At 45.7% G+C, this 19,169-nt stretch carries 19 protein-coding genes and 1 other annotated feature (1 of these 20 running past the window's edge); of the genes, 10 read left to right on the plus strand and 9 right to left on the minus strand.

The features are described from left to right. Window positions 1–205, minus strand: a binding site (T-box leader); it reaches 10 nt to the left of the window's first position. Next, window positions 200–715, minus strand: coding sequence for a tyrZ transcriptional regulator YwaE (gene ywaE / locus M1D94_RS01390; protein WP_019712840.1), 516 nt, complete (start codon window positions 713–715; stop codon window positions 200–202). It overlaps the preceding feature by 6 nt. 149 nt (window positions 716–864) lie before the next feature. Here ywaE and M1D94_RS01395 point away from each other — a divergent pair, with 149 nt between their 5' ends. Both M1D94_RS01395 and M1D94_RS01400 read left to right on the plus strand, forming a co-directional pair. Further along, window positions 865–1,578, plus strand: coding sequence for a YwaF family protein (locus M1D94_RS01395; protein WP_003227346.1), 714 nt, complete (start codon window positions 865–867; stop codon window positions 1,576–1,578). A 109-nt stretch (window positions 1,579–1,687) separates the two neighbouring features. After that, entirely contained in the window at window positions 1,688–2,548 is an 861-nt protein-coding gene (locus tag M1D94_RS01400; RefSeq protein ID WP_015250924.1) for a glycosyltransferase family 8 protein, read from the plus strand. A 52-nt stretch (window positions 2,549–2,600) separates the two neighbouring features. On the opposite strand, the gene sacY is transcribed toward M1D94_RS01400, so the two are convergent. The 3 genes from sacY to epr form a co-directional block, all read right to left on the minus strand. Next, window positions 2,601–3,443 (minus strand): transcription antiterminator SacY, encoded by an 843-nt coding sequence (gene sacY / locus M1D94_RS01405; RefSeq protein WP_003227349.1) that lies wholly within the window; start codon window positions 3,441–3,443, stop codon window positions 2,601–2,603. A 53-nt stretch (window positions 3,444–3,496) separates the two neighbouring features. Then, a complete protein-coding gene (gene sacX, locus M1D94_RS01410) occupies window positions 3,497–4,876 on the minus strand; it encodes a SacY negative regulator SacX (RefSeq protein WP_003243800.1) in 1,380 nt (459 codons plus the stop codon). A 427-nt stretch (window positions 4,877–5,303) separates the two neighbouring features. Further along, on the minus strand, window positions 5,304–7,241 hold the full coding sequence (epr, locus tag M1D94_RS01415) for a minor protease Epr (protein WP_456270387.1): 1,938 nt from the start codon (window positions 7,239–7,241) through the stop codon (window positions 5,304–5,306). Window positions 7,242–7,468: 227 nt separating this feature from the next. Between epr and celB the strand changes: the two genes are divergently transcribed. Both celB and M1D94_RS01425 read left to right on the plus strand, forming a co-directional pair. Further along, window positions 7,469–8,803 (plus strand): PTS cellobiose transporter subunit IIC, encoded by a 1,335-nt coding sequence (gene celB, locus M1D94_RS01420; RefSeq protein ID WP_153529934.1) that lies wholly within the window; start codon window positions 7,469–7,471, stop codon window positions 8,801–8,803. Window positions 8,804–8,881: 78 nt separating this feature from the next. Continuing rightward, window positions 8,882–9,559 carry a DUF2711 domain-containing protein gene (locus tag M1D94_RS01425; protein WP_456270388.1) on the plus strand — a complete coding sequence of 226 codons (678 nt, stop codon included), beginning with the start codon at window positions 8,882–8,884 and terminating at the stop codon, window positions 9,557–9,559. 37 nt (window positions 9,560–9,596) lie between these two features. Here M1D94_RS01425 and glxA read toward each other — a convergent pair whose 3' ends face one another. Next, window positions 9,597–9,977, minus strand: a complete 381-nt coding sequence (gene glxA, locus M1D94_RS01430; RefSeq protein ID WP_003243380.1) for a glyoxalase GlxA — start codon at window positions 9,975–9,977, stop codon at window positions 9,597–9,599. A gap of 120 nt (window positions 9,978–10,097) precedes the next feature. Between glxA and M1D94_RS01435 the strand changes: the two genes are divergently transcribed. Beyond that, window positions 10,098–11,288: a class I SAM-dependent rRNA methyltransferase gene (locus M1D94_RS01435; RefSeq protein WP_456270389.1), complete on the plus strand. Its 1,191-nt coding sequence runs from the start codon at window positions 10,098–10,100 to the stop codon at window positions 11,286–11,288. A 34-nt stretch (window positions 11,289–11,322) separates the two neighbouring features. Here M1D94_RS01435 and M1D94_RS01440 read toward each other — a convergent pair whose 3' ends face one another. The 4 genes from M1D94_RS01440 to M1D94_RS01455 form a co-directional block, all read right to left on the minus strand. Further along, complete coding sequence (locus M1D94_RS01440) at window positions 11,323–11,520, minus strand: YwbE family protein (RefSeq protein WP_032725123.1); 198 nt, start codon at window positions 11,518–11,520, stop codon at window positions 11,323–11,325. A gap of 33 nt (window positions 11,521–11,553) precedes the next feature. Beyond that, complete coding sequence (locus tag M1D94_RS01445) at window positions 11,554–12,756, minus strand: MFS transporter (protein WP_103803649.1); 1,203 nt, start codon at window positions 12,754–12,756, stop codon at window positions 11,554–11,556. Window positions 12,757–12,859: 103 nt separating this feature from the next. After that, window positions 12,860–13,537, minus strand: coding sequence for a CidB/LrgB family autolysis modulator (locus M1D94_RS01450; RefSeq protein WP_003227371.1), 678 nt, complete (start codon window positions 13,535–13,537; stop codon window positions 12,860–12,862). Further along, window positions 13,519–13,905, minus strand: a complete 387-nt coding sequence (locus M1D94_RS01455) for a CidA/LrgA family holin-like protein (RefSeq protein WP_133954696.1) — start codon at window positions 13,903–13,905, stop codon at window positions 13,519–13,521. The genes M1D94_RS01450 and M1D94_RS01455 overlap by 19 nt, the downstream gene beginning before the upstream one ends. 105 nt (window positions 13,906–14,010) lie before the next feature. On the opposite strand from M1D94_RS01455, the gene cidR reads away from it, so the two are divergent. From cidR to efeM, 5 genes are all read left to right on the plus strand, one after another. Then, entirely contained in the window at window positions 14,011–14,916 is a 906-nt protein-coding gene (gene cidR, locus M1D94_RS01460) for a cidABC operon transcriptional activator CidR (RefSeq protein ID WP_456270390.1), read from the plus strand. Between the two features lie 7 nt (window positions 14,917–14,923). Continuing rightward, a complete protein-coding gene (gene thiM / locus M1D94_RS01465; protein ID WP_456270391.1) occupies window positions 14,924–15,742 on the plus strand; it encodes a hydroxyethylthiazole kinase in 819 nt (272 codons plus the stop codon). Next, window positions 15,739–16,407, plus strand: a complete 669-nt coding sequence (gene thiE / locus M1D94_RS01470) for a thiamine phosphate synthase (RefSeq protein ID WP_173614361.1) — start codon at window positions 15,739–15,741, stop codon at window positions 16,405–16,407. The genes thiM and thiE overlap by 4 nt, the downstream gene beginning before the upstream one ends. A 156-nt stretch (window positions 16,408–16,563) precedes the next feature. After that, on the plus strand, window positions 16,564–18,009 hold the full coding sequence (gene efeU / locus M1D94_RS01475; protein WP_424934877.1) for a ferrous ion permease EfeU: 1,446 nt from the start codon (window positions 16,564–16,566) through the stop codon (window positions 18,007–18,009). After that, window positions 18,006–19,163: an iron uptake system lipoprotein EfeM gene (gene efeM, locus M1D94_RS01480; protein WP_424934878.1), complete on the plus strand. Its 1,158-nt coding sequence runs from the start codon at window positions 18,006–18,008 to the stop codon at window positions 19,161–19,163. The genes efeU and efeM overlap by 4 nt, the downstream gene beginning before the upstream one ends. Window positions 19,164–19,169: the final 6 nt, after the last annotated feature.

Genomic DNA, 19,169 nt, shown 5'->3' on the forward strand with positions numbered 1-19,169 from the left:
TGGCTCAATGCACGCGGTACCACCCTGGTTGAAGACATTGTCTTCCGCTCATTCGAATAACGGTTTCCCGTTCTTTGCTACTTTTAAGGTTCACAAAGAAAGCTCGGGGAGGTAATTCACGTTTGCTGTGTGCCGGCTCGCACCTTCCGCCGGCTCTCTGAAACAGGGAGACAAACCGCTACTGGATTCCCGTCAAAGCTTATGTTGTATGAAGATTGTCAGCTACCTTTCTAAGCAGCCCTGTCAATATTTTCTGTTCGTCCTTCGTCATTCCCGCAATGAGCTCTGTTTCCCCTTTGTGAAACTCCGGGTAGAGTTCTTCGATCGCTTGTTTGCCGGAATCGGTGATAGAGACAAACACGAGTCGCCGATCTCTTGTGTCGATGCTTTTACGGCAAAAATTCTTTTTTTCGAGCGTTTTGATCACGTTGCTTGCTGTAGCTGTAGATATCCCTGACAGCTCAGCGATTTTTCTCGTTTCGAGCGCTCCCCATACCCATAGATCATAAAGAATGGAGAAAGCGGTCCAAGAAAGGTTATAGGAAGAAAGAACCTCAGTCTCCATTTTGACACGGAGCCTTTGTGCAGACCGATACAGATTCGTAGCGATCGAAATGGCTTCTAGGTTGAGTGACTCGACGGGCATTTGTTTGAGCTTAGAAAGTGTATCGTGTTCTTCCTTCCGAAGCTGCTGATGTTGATGTGAACGTTCCATTTTTTAGGCCTGCCTTAAATTATCAGAATCATTAGCTATGAAACGAATTGTAACAGACTCTGATGTGAACTTCAAGCCCATATATCGGTGAATAAAAAAAGCCCAAACAACGCCAAAATAAACAAAAACCCGCAAACGGGGGTGCAGTTTTGCAAAAATATGTTCAATCCGTCTATAAGCATGATCCGTTTCATCTGTTTTCGACAGAGCATGTAGTGACGTTAGCGATTATCGCCCTTTTGGCCATTCTGTTGTTTTTGTTCCAAGAGGGGGTCAAGCAGCCGAGGGCCAGCCGGTTTTTACGTTCTCTGTTTGTGTTTCTTTTGCTTGGTTCGCAAATCGGCTATCAAATATGGATGGTCGCCACGGGCAGGTGGTCGGTGCGCACTTCATTGCCTCTCCAGCTTAGTGACCTGTCGGTGTATTTGTCAGCTATTATGTTAGTGACAAAAAGCAGAAAGCTGTTTGTGTTTTTGTTTTTTGTCGGCATCGGCAGTTCGATTCAGGCTCTTGCCACTCCTGACCTCGGAATGTTTTCATTTCCGCATATCCGATATATCCTCTTTTTTATTTCTCACGGGTCTGTGTTTTTATCCTGTCTGCTGATGGCTGTGATTGGCACCTACAGAATGGGCCAGCGCTCGTTATGGGTGACAGTCCTGCTTGTTAATGTGTACGGCGTCTGTATTTTTCTGATTGATCGCTGGCTTGGCGCGAATTATATGTATTTGACGAAAAAACCGGGCGGATCCTCTCTCTTAGATGTTCTCGGGCCATGGCCTTGGTATATCGTCTCGGCTGAAGCCATCACGATCGCCAGCTTTTTCATTCTTTATTGGCTTTATCGCATCTTCAAAAAATGACACCTTTTTTGTTGTATCACACATTCTGTTTAAAAAAATGTCGGAGAACGTGTTTATTTTTTTGAAAAAGGGTATGTAACTTGTACAACAAAAAGGGAGATGAATACCATTGAGGAAAGATGAAATCATGCATATCGTATCATGCGCAGATGATAATTATGCTCGTCATTTAGGTGGGATGTTCGTTTCTTTATTGACTAACATGGATCAGGAGAGAGAGGTAAAATTATACGTCATTGATGGCGGAATTAAGCCTGATAACAAAAAAAGACTGGAAGAAACCACTTTGAAATTCGGAGTGCCGATTGAGTTTTTAGAAGTGGATACCAAAATGTATGAACATGCGGTAGAGAGCAGCCATATTACAAAAGCCGCGTATTACCGCATTTCGATTCCCGACTTAATTAAGGATGAAAGCATCAAACGAATGATTTACATCGATTGCGATGCGCTTGTCCTAGAGGATATTTCTAAGCTATGGGACTTAGACATTGCGCCATACACCGTAGCCGCTGTTGAGGATGCGGGGCAGCATGAACGCCTGAAAGAAATGAACGTCACTGATACAGGGAAGTATTTTAACTCAGGTATCATGATTATTGATTTTGAGTCTTGGAGAAAGCAAAACATCACAGAAAAAGTCATCAACTTTATCAATGAACACCCAGACGAAGACTTTCTTGTGCTGCATGACCAAGATGCACTGAATGCGATCTTGTATGATCAGTGGTATGAACTTCATCCGCGCTGGAACGCTCAAACCTATATCATGTTAAAGCTGAAAACCCCATCGACTCTGTTAGGGCGGAAGCAATATAATGAAACGAGAGAAAACCCGGCAATCGTGCACTTCTGCGGCGGAGAAAAGCCTTGGAACTCCAATACAAAACATCCGTATCGCGATGAGTATTTCCATTACATGTCCTATACGAAGTGGAATACGATCAGCAACCCGGCGATCAACCAATAATACAGATATAAAAAAACGCTTTTGAGATGATCAAAAGCGTTTTTTGTTTGTCTCAGCGTGCGACTGACCGTTGGTAGAACCGCTGAATATGCATGGCGATGTAGCACAATTCTTTTTCAGGAAACTCAAAGCCGTATTCCTTCTTCACAAAGGTGCCGATGCTTAGGGCACACAGGAAGGCATCCTTAAACTTCTCTTTAATGATGTCGATCATTTCTGCGTCCAGCTCGTAAATGGATTCGCCTGCTTTGATATGCTGAATGGCAAAGCGGAGATGGGTCACGAGCCTTTCATAAGAGATGGTATCTTCAACGATATTAATAGACAATTGAATTTCGATAATCTCGATAATATCACGGATCATTGTTGTAATATCAAGCGTTTGTGTCATATCGCCGGCATTGTTTCTTGCTGTGTGGATATGCATGGCGATATTGCCGATTTCATCATCAGGAATGTGAATCCCCAGTTTATCTTTAATCAGTGTTCTGGCCCATAAGCCGATCTGGAACTCCTTTGGATAAAGGACTTTGATTTCATTCAGCAGCGGATTTTTGATAACCATCCCATTGCTCAGGCGTTCAATCGCAAAAGAAAGATGGTCTGAAAAAGCGACATGAATGCGCTCGTTGATTTTGATGTTCAGCTCTTTTTCGGCATGAGAGATAATTTGCTCAGAAATCTGAATGTGGTCTTCAGGCAATGTTTCTAAAATCTCTTCGAACTGCTTATAGTCAGGTGTATCTTTTCTGATAAAGGTTTTTTCTATTTTTGACGGATCGACAATATCATTCTTCTTTTTGTTAAACGCAATTCCTGCACCCAAGAGAATCTTCTCTTCATTTTGATCTTTTACGACGATAGCATTATGATTTAAGATTCTTTTAATTTTCATAGCTTTTTTGTCCTTTCATCCCCCGTTTTATGAATGAAAACGAATAAATCCAGTTATTCTGTCTCTTCTTTAAACCCGAGAAACAATGTAGCTATAAAAGCAGAGACGGCTGCGATCAAGAAACCGATCATATAATGAACAAAATTCGCGGCGCCAAACGGCAGCACAATTGAAATCATCGGAATGCCTGTCAGCCCGTAGGAATTTGCCACAACTTGTACCGCAACCACGTATGCTCCGCCAATAGCACCGCCGATGGCTGCTCCGATAAAGGGACGGATCAATTTGAGATTTACCCCGAATACAATCGGCTCAACAATGCCTAAAAACGCGGTCAGAGAAGCGGGGAGCGCAATTTTTTTCAGGCTTGATTGTTTCGTTTTGAGGAATACCGCAAGCCCCGCTCCGCCTTGGGCCACATTCGCCATCGACCATATCGGCACTAAAAAGTTGACACCGACATGCGGATTAGCAAGCAGCGTTGCCTCAATTGCATAAAAGCTATGATGCAATCCAGATAGGACGATGGTGGAGTAGATGCCGCCGAAAAGAGCTCCGGCGGCAATGCCGGCGTGATCATAAATATAGACGATCGATTGTGTCATGATCTGGCCGATGATGGACGCGGCGGGATTCATCACAATCAGCGCGAGGCATCCTGTCACCATGACCGTAATAAAGGGAATGATCACGACATCAAGCGACTTCGGCACAATCGATTTTAATAGCTTCTCAATTTTGCTCATGACAAAAACGGAAAGAAGAATCGGTATCATGGAACCCTGATAGCCCATCATTGGGATATGAAGCCCCCATATGTCTAAAGAAGACGGGGTTTTGCTGCCGAGCATTGACGGGTCCAGCAGATCAGGATGCGTCAAAAGCCCTGCAATCACTGCCCCTAGGTATGGGTTGCTGCCAAATTGCCGTGCAGCACTGAATCCGACTAAAATCGGCAGTAAAATAAAGGCTGTGCTGGACACGAGGTCGAGCATTTTAATCCATGGGCTGCCGGCAGCGAACCAATGAAACACCTTAATCATGCCGATCAGCCCCATGAGCAGGCCGCTTGCTGTTATTGCCGGAATAATCGGCACAAAAATATCGGACAGTGTTTTCGCAAAAGCTGCGGCAGGGTTCAGCTTCCGGCTGGCTTTTTTCTGGTGGACAGGCTCTTCAGAAGGCGCGGTCTCCCATACATGAACGACTTCTTTATATATTTTGTTGACGACGCCTGCTCCGAAGATAATCTGGAAAAGCCCATAGCGGAAAAAGGTGCCCTGCACACCTTGCAGGTTCTCAATGGCATGTATATCAATTTTCGTCTCGTCTTTTACATCAAAACGAAGACGGGTCGTACAATGGCTGATGCTGATAATATTGTTTTTTCCTCCTGCGAGCAGCAGTAATTCTTTTGCAATCTCTTTATGCAAGCAATCAAAACCTCCTTTGCTGAAGAAAAGTCGGCTTGTTCATCGTATCAAATGAAAAGTTGACAATCAAAATGAAAAAAGTGAGAAATACCGGCTGAAAATGACAAAAATGCCCGCGTCGACGACGGAGCATGAGAATAGGGGGTTGTCCAAGGCGCCGTTATGAGCCCAACACGAAAAGAAGAGTTAAAATGCCCTGCTTTTTAGGCATTAATACTCCCTTTGCATCATTGGGTCTTGCCTGCCTGCCCAGTCACAATCCCGCCATATGTGGTGATAACTGTAATAACGTTCATTTTATGCTGTTCATGGCTGTATAGCAATAGTATGAAAAGCCTGTGAGGCGGATGGGAAAAAGGTTGTGTACGATTTTCTTAGAATGTAAAAAACCTTTAAGACCTGGAATTCAAGTCTTAAAGGTTTTTGGTTACTTTTTCGGTTTGACGGCGTTCAGCTGTTTTTGCAGCTTTGTTTTTTCATTGGATGCTTTTAATTGATTCACTGCAGACTGAGCGGATGCCTTTGATTTCTTTGTTTTGTCTTTTTCCGCTTTCTTCACTTTTGCCTTGGCAGTTTCCACTTTTTTTGCTTCAGCCGCCGCCACCTTTTTCTTCACTTTGTCTAACCGTTTTTGCAATGCCGTTTTGTCCTTGCCTGCTTGAAGCTGATTGACGGCTGATTGTGCTTTTGCCGCATTTGCATCAGTTGATTTCTTTTCAGCCGCAGATACGGATTGCTGTGCCGTCTTCAAATTGGTGCTCTTCACTTTGTTAAGGCGTTTCTGCAGGGACGTTTTTTCTGAACTTGCAGGCAGCTTGCCAATTGCTGATTGTGCGCTGTCCACATCTGTTTTCTTTTTGCTTTTTTCCGCTTTCGCAACTTTGTCTTTCGCTTGCTTTGACGCGATGTAGCGTTTTACTTGGTCTAAGCGTTTTTGAAGGTTCTTTTTGTCTGTTCCGTTTGGCAGCTTGTTGATGGCAGTTTGTGCTGTATCAACAGTTTGCTGTGTTTTATATTTTTCTGCCTTTGCGACTTTGTCTTTCGCATCTTTTACATTTCTGTAAGACTGTACTTTATTTAGTCTTTTTTGCAGGGCAGTTTTGGCGTCGGAGCCCGGCAGCTGGCTGACGAGTTCTCGCGCTTTGTTGATATCGATTTGTGCTTTTGTTTGTTCCGCTTTTTTCACCGCTTGCTCTGCTGCCGCGTACGCTGAATCTGTTGCCTGTGCTTTATACTGGATTAAGCCGTAGCCAAATTGCTGATCGCGGCCTGCGGTACCAAGATCAACGATGTTTTTCCGCATTTCCTCGCGAAGCTGGACGTTGGTCTCGGCAGGACCACGCTGTTTTAACAAGGCAAACATGGCAGCGGCGTGCGGTGTCGCTTGGGATGTGCCGCTTCCCGTTGCATAATACTGGTTTAAGTAAGTGCTTGTGATGTTTGTCCCCGGTGCTGAAAATTCAACTTCATCTCCAGTTGTTGAAAAGGAGGCAAGCTGATTCTTTTCGTTTGTTGCTGAAACCGCAACGACACTGCTGTATGCCGCCGGATAATTCACTGGCTTGCCGTTTCCGTCGTTACCGCTTGCGGCAACAAGCAGAACACCTTGTTCATATGCTTTGTTCACGGCCTCATGAAGGATTTTGCTGTCTGACGTCGTGCCAAGGCTCATATTGACGATGTCCATCCCGTTTGCGATCGACCAGTCAATTCCTTGGAGAAGACTTTGAAGATCCCCCGAGCCGTTCTGATCAAGCGCTTTAACCGCGTATATTTGTGCTTCCGGTGCGATGCCGTCAATTCCGTAGCCGTTATGCTTGGCTCCGATAATCCCTGCGACATGTGTTCCGTGGCCGTTATCATCTTTGTAAGAAGAGGTATAACTGACAGCTGAATACCCGCCGGCAATCGACAGGTCATCGTGGGGGGAGATCCCGCTGTCAATGACGGCAATTTTGATATTCTTTCCTGTCAGTCCTGCCTTCCAAGCCTGTTTCACCTGAATGGGCTCAAGGTTCCATTGCTCAAAGTTGTCAGAGGTGTCAGTGCCGTCTGACAGCACTTTGAAATCCGTGCTGTCTGCTGCGGTAAATGATACGTTGTTTTCTACATACAAAATATCAGGATCCTGCTTTAATTCTTTTACTGTCTCCTGGTCTGCTGTGACCGCTACCGCGGGAAGATGCTTATACTGCTGTTCAACATCAGCATCACTATCCAGGATGGTTTCCTTTCCGGCCTTGTTTTTATAAACCACAATAACCTCTTTCTCGCTGCTGTTTTGCGCATGAGCGAGAGGGCCTATGGCGAGAAAACTGAAAAACAAAGTGACTGATACAACAAGTTTGCAAGACATGTTTTTCATGATTCATCTCCTTTTTCTATGATGTTTGATATATATATCGGAGAAAAAAAGAGAGATTAATAGTAAGAAGGAAAAAAATTTTCATGGGCAGGGTTGTTTAGCAAAATACAGATTTTTTCCGCATGAACAGGAAATTTTCCAAATGAATTTGTAAGCGTTTTCAAAATAAGATAAAGAAAACATTGCGGAGGTTGTTCACAAAGCAATGAGAAAAGGGGGCTTTTAAGATGAGCACATTCACTCGGGTGATGGAGGAAAAAATAATGCCTGTCGCCGGGAAAATTGCCGGGCAGCGGCATCTCAGCGCTTTGCGTGACGGAATTATCCTGACCATGCCGCTGATTATTATCGGGTCTGTCTTCTTGATTTTAACGAGCCTGCCGATTCCGGGGTATGCTGATTTCATGGCGAGTGTGTTTGGGAAAGAGTGGGCTGATAAGCTCGGATATCCTGTTAACGCATCGTTTGATATTATGGCGATGATTGCCGCTTTTGGGATCGCCTATCGGCTGGCAGAAAGCTATGGTGTCGATGCCCTTTCTGCCGGAGCGATTTCAATTGCCGCATTTCTGCTGGCAACGCCGTTTGAGGTGCCGTTTACACCGCATGGCTCAACGGAGTCCATCATGGTAGGGGGCGGAATCCCGATCACGCTGCTCGGCAGCAAGGGCTTATTTGTCGCCATGCTGATCGCCTTGTTTTCAACCGAAATCTATCGGTACATTATTCAAAAAAATATCGTCTTCAAAATGCCAGACGGTGTGCCGCCTGCGGTAAGCAAATCGTTTGTCGCGCTGATTCCCGGCTTTATCATTGTGTTTCTCGTGTGGCTGGCGCGCCTTTTGATTGAAATGACACCTTTTCAGAGTCTGCACAATGTCGTAGGAGACCTGCTTGGGACACCGCTTTCCATCCTTGGCGGCAGTCTCGGCGGAAGCCTGATCGCTGAATTTGTGCAGATGCTGCTTTGGTCGTGCGGGATTCACGGGGCTTCCATCATTGGCGGAATCATGGCGCCGATTTGGTACGGCGCGATGGATGCCAACCGTCTTGCCTTCCAAGCGGGCGAGGCGTTGCCGAGTATTTTTACGACTCAGTTTTTTCAAATTTGGATCAATGTCGGCGGAAGCGGGGCGACGTTGGCGCTTGTCCTGACGATGCTTGTGCGCTCCCGGAGCAAACAAATGAAGCAGCTTGGACGATTAGGAATCGGCCCTGCGCTATTTAATATCAACGAGCCGATCATTTTCGGCATGCCGATTGTCATGAATCCGCTCCTTATTGTCCCATTTATCATCGCACCTCTCCTCACGATTACCGCGACTTATATCGGCATGAGCACCGGGCTGGTGGCAAGACCGGCCGGAATCGCGGTGCCATGGACGATGCCGCCGCTCATATCAGGTTACCTGGCGACAGGCGGAAAGGTGTCGGGCGCCGTTATGCAGCTGGTAAATCTGCTGATCACCTGTGCTATCTACTATCCGTTTTTCAGAATATGGGATCATCAAAAATGGCGGGAAGAGAGTGCGGTTGAATCTGGGGATAAAAATGTGATGTGATAGATGATCAGCCTGTCATAGGGCTGATCATCTCCTTTTAAATGAAAGAGAATGTTAGAATATGTAAAGGAGGTGCGCATGCTAGATTATATATGGTTAGATGACGAATCACCAACCTTACAACAAGTACCAGTTGAATACTCATCTGCTGCTATTATCTTTTCTCCTTTTATCCAAATGCCTGAAGGATGGGGAAATGCAAAAAGAAAAAATGATTATGAACATATTTATCCAAACGATGATGAAATAAGAGGAATAGGCAAGGCTGTTTCCTGGAAGAAGGTTATGTCTTCTTGTTGCTTTCAAACACATGCTGAGCTGGCGCTAGCTTTAATGACGTCGATAGGCGCTTTAAGGGACGAGTTCGCGAGAGAGGATTTGGCTGAGGTGTTATATGAAAACATAAATGGAGACCTCTATTATCCCAGTGAGGATCATATTTCAAATTTTCATATTCCGAGTTTGGTAAAGGTATTAGGTGCGAACGGATCCAATCGGTTTTATTACGCAGAACCGATTGTGGAAAACCGCGGCGTTTTGGACATAACTGAAGCCAACTTGCGGACGGTTCTTGATGAAGCCGCAGCAGAGCTCGTTTTAACTGATGAGAAAATGGACTTTGTGTTTATGAGTGTATATGACTCATTCATTAATGTCTTTTTAGCCAAAGATAAAAACATCCATGAATTGGTTGAGCGTATGGGCTGGGAAGCTATGATTTGCGATGAGTCAACGTATATCAGTTGGTATAGATAAAAAAGAACGTACATCACAAAATGTACGTTCTTTATTTTTACCGCTGAAAGAACTCAATCCACTCACCGTCAGGGCCTTCGATATAGAAATAACGGTATCCGTTTGGAAGTGTTGTGATCTCCTCGTCGATAAATTTTGCGTTCATTTTTTCCGCTTTTGTATATTCAGCCGCGATGTCATCCGTCAGCAGGGCAATGTGGTGCACTTTTCCTTCAGCAGGAAGCTCGCTGCTGTAGCCTTGAATCAGTTCAATTTCTGTTTCCGGGCCGTCTTCAAAGCCAAGAAATGCAAGCTCGATTACACCGTTCGTGTGAGTGATGCGATCCTTCAATTTCATGCCTAGTACCTCTTCATAAAATGTGATGGACGCGTTAATATCTCTTACCATGATGCCTGTATGGTCAATTCGTTTTGCCATGCTGCTCCTCCTCGTAACTCTTTTTGTCTATCGTAGAAAAACCTTTCCTTTCTGTCAATGCAGACATCTTGGCGTTTTGTGGTACCATAAGAGAAAGCAAACGGAAAGAGGACGACATATATGAAGCTACTCACCCTAAAAAAAGCACACGCTGCCAAAATAAAAAAAGGCTATCCCCTTATTGAAAAAGAAGCTCTCGCAGGGAGTGCGGGGCACATGAAAGAAGGAGACCTCGTTGATATCGTGTCTGAGAGCGGCGGCGAGTTTCTCGCGCGGGGCTATTACGGCCTGCAAAACAAAGGGGTTGGCTGGACGCTTACCCGCAATAAACATGAACAGATTGACCAAGCATTTTTTCTCAGCAAATTAACAAAAGCGGCCCAAGCGCGCGCCAAACTATTTGAGGCTCAAGATACAACAGCTTTCCGCCTGTTCAACGGTGAGGGTGACGGTGTCGGCGGCGTCACCATCGACTATTATGACGGCTACCTGCTGATTCAATGGTACAGCAAGGGAATTTACACCTTTAAAGACATGCTGATTTCCGCATTGGATGAGATGGATCTTGATTATAAAGCGATTTACGAGAAGAAACGCTTCGACACGGCTGGACAATACGTTGAAGATGATGACTTCGTGAAAGGGAGAAGGGGCGAGTTCCCGATCATCATCCAAGAGAATGGCATTCAATACGCGGTGGATCTGAATGAAGGCGCCATGACGGGCATCTTTTTGGATCAGAGACATGTGCGCAAGGCGATCAGAGACCGCTATGCAAACGGGAAAACCGTTTTAAATACATTTTCTTATACGGGTGCATTCTCCGTGGCGGCGGCGCTTGGCGGAGCGGAGAAAACAACAAGCGTCGACGTGGCAAATCGAAGTCTTGCCAAAACGATCGAGCAATTCAGCGTGAACAAGCTGGATTACGAAGCGCACGACATTAAAGTGATGGACGTTTTTAACTATTTTTCATATGCTGCAAAAAAGGATTTGCGCTTTGATCTGATTATTCTCGATCCGCCTTCCTTTGCGCGCACAAAAAAACGCACCTTCAGCGCGGCCAAGGATTATAAAAACCTGCTGAAGGAAACGATCGCCATCACTGCTGACAAGGGTGTCATTGTTGCCTCTACAAACAGCAGCGCCTTTGGCATGAAGAAATTCAAAGGCTTTATCGATGCCGCATTTAAAGAGACAAACGAACGCTACACCATCATTGAGGAATTTACGCTGCCGGAGGATTTCAAAACGATTTCGGCATTTCCGGAAGGCAACTACCTGAAAGTGGTCCTTCTGCAGAAAAAATAATGAAAAAGCTGCCCTGTTCAGGGGCAGCTTTTTTTTATGTAGAAACGATCTGCTGGACGCGGCCGATGCGGCCATCTTCAAGACGGACTTTAATGCCATGCGGATGAAAGTTTGATTTCGTCAAAATATCCTTCACTGTCCCTCTCGTCAGTTTTCCTGTTTTTTGATCTGCTTTCAATACAATATCAACCTGCAACCCTTTCGAAATGCTGTTTCGCTCTTGCCCGTTCATAACGCACATCCTTTCTTTTGTTCATTATAGTCATTATGGTTTAAAAGTAACAGCCGGCTGATGAAGTGTATGTTTGTTTTTTTCAGCCTTCATTAAATATAATGTCAGGCCAAAGCCTGCTATGCTCAGAATGCCAAAAAGCAAGTAGACTGCGAAGATCGACACGTAGTCAAAAATGTACCCGCCTGCAAATGTGCAGAACCAGTTGCCGAACCCGTTGCCAATGGCGGCGTACATGGTCAGCGCCGTCGCTTCAACGTGTCTTGGGGTAATCTTTTTCACATATTGAAGCGCCGCCGGGATAAATAAACCGATGGCCACTCCCTGAAGAAAGACCGTCGCATAAATGATCCATAGTGAAGGCGCCGTGAAATAGAGCGCCCACCTGAATAATGAGACTCCGCCTGACAGCATAATGACGTTGAGCAGCCCCATTTTATCTATAAATGTTTGGGCGAATCTCATAAATGGAATTTCTGAAATGACACCGATGAAAAATAAAATGCCGATAGCGGAAAGTGACGCGCCGCTTTTGTCCAGAAAAAGACTGAAATACGTATTGTTCGCTAAGTTTGGAGCAAATGTCGTAAAGGTGATGATCATAAAGATGAGGAAAGTTTTGTTGCTGATAAGCTCCCGGAATCCTTTGCGGATATTGACCTTTGTTTTTGTTTTCTGCTGGCCGGGCATTTGTGAAGCCAATATGGCGGCAATGCACAGAAAGGCACAGCCAAAGATAAAGATCACGTGAATGGGGTACAGCTGGTTCGTCACCTGTCCCATGGCAAACACCGCGACACCGAAGCCGAGAGAACCAAACAGGCGGATTCCGCCGTAGTTGCCGTTTGTTTCTTGTGTGTACCTTAGTGAAATGCTGTCCGAAAGTGGAATAATCGTGCTTTGAAAGGCTGCAAAACAGGCCGCAATCAAAATAAACAGAGGGAAACTGTCAAATGCAATATAGGCTAATCCAATGATGCCTGTGATTGATGTGCAAACCGCCAGCAGGCCTTTCGTTTTTTGCGTATAGTCGCTCAGCATGCCCCAAAACGGCTGAAAGAAAATCATCACAATCGGGCCCAGTGACATGATCAAGCCGACCTGTGATCCACTTAAATGCTGTTCCTTCGTTAAATACATACTGAGTAAGGGAATTATGCTGCCCGTACCGAGAAAAGCAAACAAATAAAATCCTTTTAACGCGGCATAATGCCGCCTCACCTGCAAGTTGTGCATCAGGGTGCCTCCTTTGGTATCCACAAATACATTATATTGGAATTCGCCAGCTTTTCAATAAGGGGAAGCACATAAAAAAAACTGCCCTCGAGAGGACAGTTTTTTACATAAATGAAAGTAAAAACGGCGCCGCGCAAAGCGTCATAATCGCAGCTAAGATCATCGACACACTGGAAATCGTGCCGGACACAGAGCTGAGCTCAAATGCTTTAGACGTTCCCGCTCCGTGTGCGCTTGTGCCGAGCAGCACGCCCCGCGCAATTTCGTTATCAATGCGGAAATAACGGATGACCATCGGGCCGATCACTGTGCCGAGCAAAGCGGTTAAAATCACAAACACGGCTGTGACGGCAGGCATTCCGCCGATCATTTCAGATACGTTCATCGCGATCGGCGTTGTCACTGATCTCGGGACGAGGCTGTCAATTAAGCCGGTGCCGAGGTGAAGCCATTTCGCAATAAGAGCGGTAGAAATAATCGCGATGCATGAACCAACGGCCACATTCAAAATAATTTCCACTGCGTATTTCTTTAAAACAGGGAAATATTTATATAGCGGGATCGCGAATGCCACGGTGGCCGGCTGTAACATATCGGTCAGCAATCCGCCGCCGAGATTATAGGACTCGTACGGGACATTCACCAGCAGCAGCAGACCGACTAACACGGCGGGCGTCACCAATAGCGGCGACGTATAAACACGCGGAAAGCGTTGATATACCTTTTTTGCTCCTAAATACACCAAAACCGTTAAAAACAAACTTACAATTCCGATGAACACGTATGCTTTTTCTCCTTTCTCTTTGCAATGAGTTGTGTAAGCGTTCCTGTAGACACCATCACGACAAACGTGCTGATGATGACAACAAGCAGAATGCTGACACCAAATTTCGACATAATGTCTCCGTATTCAATCACTCCGACGGCAGACGGGATAAAAAATAAAAGCAGCTCCCCGAGAAGCCACGCTGCACCAAGCTCGATCCATTCAAGCTTGATAATGTTAAAGTGCAATAATGTGAAAAGAATCACAATCCCTATTATACTGCCGGGAATATTTATATGAAGAAGGGCTGTCGCCCAATTAATCAGCCGAGCAAATATAAATAACAGAGCGATTTGAATAACGGTTAGCAACAGTTTTTTCATATTGATGCCTCCCTTATATACTTATTGTACATAAGGTCTCTCTATAGGTAAAATATATATTAAGAATAAGAAGTATTCCTTTTGTCTATAGAAAGGGTGAAGCGCATGGATATCCGCCATTTAACATATTTCTTGGAAGTCGCACGTTTAAAAAGTTTTACGAAGGCTTCCCAATCCCTTTATGTTTCTCAGCCGACGATATCAAAAATGATCAAAAATTTAGAAGAAGACCTCGGGATTGAACTGTTTTACCGAAACGGCAGGCAGGTGGAACTGACTGATGCCGGTCATAGCATGTATGTGCAGGCGCAGGAAATCATTAAATCATTTCAAAACCTGACGTCAGAATTAAATGATATTATGGAAGTCAAGAAAGGGCACGTACGGATTGGACTGCCGCCGATGATCGGATCGGGGTTTTTCCCCAGAGTGCTCGGCGATTTCCGTGAAAACTATCCGAATGTCACCTTTCAGCTAGTCGAAGACGGTTCTATAAAAGTCCAAGAAGGTGTCGGGGACGGCTCTCTTGATATCGGCGTTGTGGTCCTTCCCGCAAACGAAGATATCTTTCATTCGTTTACAATCGTAAAAGAAACCTTAATGCTTGTCGTTCACCCTTCCCACAGGCTGGCTGATGAGAAAGAATGTCAGCTGCGTGAGTTGAAGGACGAGCCTTTTATTTTCTTCAGGGAGGATTTTGTCCTGCACAACCGAATTATGACGGAATGTATCAAGGCTGGGTTCCGGCCCCATATCATTTATGAAACATCACAATGGGATTTTATTAGTGAGATGGTATCAGCCAACCTTGGGATCGGGCTTTTGCCGGAACGGATCTGCCGCGGCCTTGACCCGGAAAAAGTGAAAGTCATTCCGCTTGTCGATCCGGTCATCCCTTGGCACCTCGCCATTATTTGGAGAAAGGACCGGTACTTGTCGTTTGCGGCCAGAGCTTGGCTCGAACATACGAAATCGTATTTATGGGACCCGAAAAAAGATAGTAAAGGATGATGCAAACATGGATGCACAATCAGTAGCAAAATGTCTTACGGCTGTCCGCCGGCATAGCCCACTGGTGCATAGCATAACCAACAATGTCGTAACGAATTTCACAGCAAACGGCCTGCTCGCGCTCGGCGCATCGCCCGTTATGGCGTACGCGAAAGAAGAGGTCGCCGATATGGCGAAGATTGCGGGTGCACTCGTTTTAAATATCGGAACGCTGAGCAAGGAGTCAGTCGAAGCGATGATCATCGCGGGGAAATCAGCTAATGAACATGGCGTTCCCGTCATTCTTGATCCTGTCGGTGCCGGAGCAACACCGTTCCGCACTGAATCGGCACGTGACATCATTCGTGAGGTGCGCCTTGCTGCAATCAGAGGAAATGCGGCGGAAATTGCCCATACCGTCGGCGTGACCGATTGGCTGATCAAAGGTGTTGATGCGGGTGAAGGCGGAGGCGACATCATCCGGCTGGCTCAGCAGGCGGCACAAAAGCTAAACACGGTCATTGCGATAACTGGTGAAGTTGATGTCATAGCCGACACGTCACATGTATACACCCTTCATAACGGCCACAAGCTGCTGACAAAAGTGACAGGCGCCGGTTGCCTGCTGACTTCCGTCGTCGGTGCGTTTTGCGCTGTGGAAGAAAATCCATTGTTTGCTGCTATTGCGGCCATTTCTTCGTATGGGGTCGCCGCTCAGCTTGCCGCACAGCAGACGGCTGACAAAGGCCCTGGAAGCTTTCAGATTGAATTGCTGAACAAGCTTTCAACTGTTACTGAACAAGACGTCCAAGAATGGGCGACTATAGAAAGGGTGACTGTCTCATGACTCGTATTTCTCGGGAAATGATGAAAGAGTTATTATCTGTATACTTCATTATGGGGTCAAACAATACGAAAGCCGATCCTGTCACAGTTGTACAAAAAGCGTTAAAAGGCGGTGCCACCCTGTACCAGTTCCGTGAAAAAGGCGGGGATGCGCTGACAGGAGAGGCTCGGATTGAATTTGCTGAAAAAGCGCAGGCAGCTTGCCGTGAAGCTGGTATTCCGTTCATTGTCAATGATGATGTGGAATTGGCTCTGAAGCTGAAAGCTGACGGTATCCACATCGGCCAGGAAGACGCAAATGCGAAAGAGGTAAGAGCTGCCATAGGTGATATGATTCTCGGCGTTTCTGCCCATACGATGTCTGAGGTGAAGCAAGCCGAAGAAGACGGAGCGGATTATGTCGGGCTTGGGCCGATCTATCCGACTGAAACGAAAAAGGATACAAGAGCGGTACAAGGGGTATCTCTTATTGAAGCAGTGCGCCGCCAAGGCATCAGCATTCCAATTGTCGGCATCGGCGGCATCACAATAGAAAATGCCGCACCTGTTATCCAAGCGGGGGCCGATGGCGTCAGTATGATCAGCGCCATCAGTCAGGCGGAGGATCCTGAGAGTGCTGCACGCAAGTTTCGTGAGGAAATTCAAACGTATAAAACAGGAAGATAATCGTTCATTTTCCTTCAAAGAGCTGTTCTGTAAAAGGACAGCTTTTTTGCTGTCCATCAAGGTTTTCAGACCTTCAAATTTTAATTGACAAAGGACAGGAACTGGCTATGATTATGTTATACAATGATAATCATTTTCAATTATAGGAGGAACATGATGGCTCGGGGGCTGGCACTTATTCTATTCAGCTTGTTGATGGTTTTCGGTTCTGCGGCACATGCGGAAGATGATCCGATCGCCGCATTAATTCAATTAAACAAGCAAATGATCAAATCCGTAAAAGACGGGGATATGGATTCGGCACAACAAACGTTTGACACCTTCAAAGCGAAGTGGAAAAAAGAAGAACCTTCTATTAAGAAAGAAAACCTTTCTTCTCACAGTGAAATGGACGCGAATATCGCGATGATTTCTCTTTCTTTTATCAATCAAGACGCAGGCAAGCTCAAAACACAGCTTGAAGAGCTTTCGTCTCATTTAGAAACCTACCAGCAGGCTGTCGTGCTGAAAAAGACATCCTCAGGTCAATCAAGGGCGTCCTTAACAGCCTATATACAAAGCTTGAAAGACACAAAACAGTTCATAGAAAAAAAACAAATGGATGAAGCGTCATCCGCAATCGACAATTTAGTTACATCCTGGCTCGCTGTTGAGGGAGACGTCGTTTCCCAATCGAAAGAAGCTTATACGACATCGGAGGAAAATCTGGCGCTGATGAAGGCGGAGATCGGCAGCCATCCTGAAAAGGTATCAAAGCAAATTGACGAAATAATTCAATTGCTCGAGCCGATCGCTTCAAGCAGCTACAGCTGGTGGGATGCGGCGCTGATCCCGGTTCGTGAAGGAATGGAGGCCCTCCTTGTCATCGGAGCGCTATTAACCATGACAAAAAAAGCGCGGGTTACGCGTTCCTCGACATGGATCTGGGGCGGGGCGTCCGCCGGCATGGCTGTTTCCTTAGCAGCCGGCATCGGTATCACGGTTCTGTTCTCCTCCAGTGTATTCGGAGAAAACAATTTCTTGCTTGGCGGCGTTACCGGCGTACTGTCCGCTGTCATGCTTTTGTATGTCGGGGTGTGGCTGCACAGAAACGCCTCAATGGATAAATGGAGAGAAAAAATCAATATCCAGAAGTCACAGGCACTAAAAAAACGAAGCCTGCTTTCCTTTGCGCTCATTGCATTTCTGGCAGTTGTAAGAGAAGGTCTCGAAACGGTCATCTTTTTCATCGGGCTTGTCGGGAAGCTCCCGCTCACTGAACTGATCGGCGGAACTGCCGCAGGGCTTATCGTTCTCGTCATCGTCGGTGTTCTGATGATCAAGCTCGGAATGCGTATTCCATTGAAGCCGTTTTTTCTTCTATCAATGGCGGTTGTCCTGTATATGTGCGTGAAATTTCTCGGAACCGGCGTTCACAGCCTTCAGCTGGCGGGCATTCTTCCGTCTGATGCAGAAAGCTGGCTGCCGTCTGTATCGGTGCTAGGAATTTATCCGTCCGTGTACAGCACGATTCCGCAAATGTTGATTTTCCTCTTTTTACTGATTGCGCTTGTTTCAGAAGCGGCAAAACATTTTACAAACGGAAAGGAACTGACAAAATGAATTTCACAAAAATCGCTGTATCAGCCGGATGCATCCTTGCGCTGTGCGCAGGCTGCGGAGCCAATGACACATCTTCAACCAAAGAAAAAGCTTCATCTGAAAAAAGCGGGGTCACTAAAGAAATCACCGCATCCGTAAATAAAATGGAAACCATCATTTCTAAGCTGAATGACTCAGCGGAAAAAGGAGACCAAAAAGAGATTGAAAAGAAGGGGAAAGAGTTAAACAGCTACTGGCTTTCCTTTGAAAACGATATTCGCAGCGACTATCCATTCGAATATACAGAAATCGAAAAGCATCTTCAGCCAATCTACACAGAAGCGCAAAAAGACAAACCGGATGCAGCAAAAATCAAGACAGAATCCGAGTCATTGAAAGCATCCTTAGAAGACCTGACAGAAGCGAAGAAGAGCGACAAAAAGGCTAGCGATCAGCTGGCAAAAGCAGCGGATGAGTATAAAGGCTATGTCAAAGAGCAGAGTGACCAGCTTGTCAGAGCGACTGAAGCATTTACGGGTGCTGTGAAATCCGGCGATATCGAAAAGTCCAAAACGTTATATGCGAAAGCGCGTGTTTATTACGAGCGAATCGAACCGATCGCTGAAAGCCTCGGAGATCTTGATCCGAAAATTGACGCACGAGAAAACGATGTTGAAGAAGGAGACAAATGGACAGGCTTCCATAAGCTTGAGAAGGCCATTTGGAAGGATCAAGATATTTCCGGGGAAAAGGCAACAGCTGACCAGCTTCTCAAAGATGTAAAAGAGCTTGACGGTTCAATTCAATCACTGAAATTAACCCCTGAACAAATTGTTGCAGGCGCGATGGAGCTTCTGAACGAAGCCGGAATTTCGAAAATCACGGGAGAAGAAGAACGCTACTCACGAATTGATTTAGTTGACCTTATGGCAAATGTGGAAGGCTCCGAAGCCGTTTATCAAACAGTGAAAAGCGCGCTTGTAAAAGATCACTCCGACTTGACGGAAAAACTGGATACGGAGTTCAGCGAATTTGAAGTTTTAATGGCAAAATACAAAACAAATGATCAGTCCTATACGTCTTATGATAAATTAAGTGAAAAGCAAATCAGAGAGCTGAGCACAAAGCTGACGACTCTTTCTGAAACCATGTCGAAGATTGCAAATGTGCTATAAAAGGAG

The sequence above is a fragment of the Bacillus sp. JZ109 genome, from assembly GCF_053903135.1.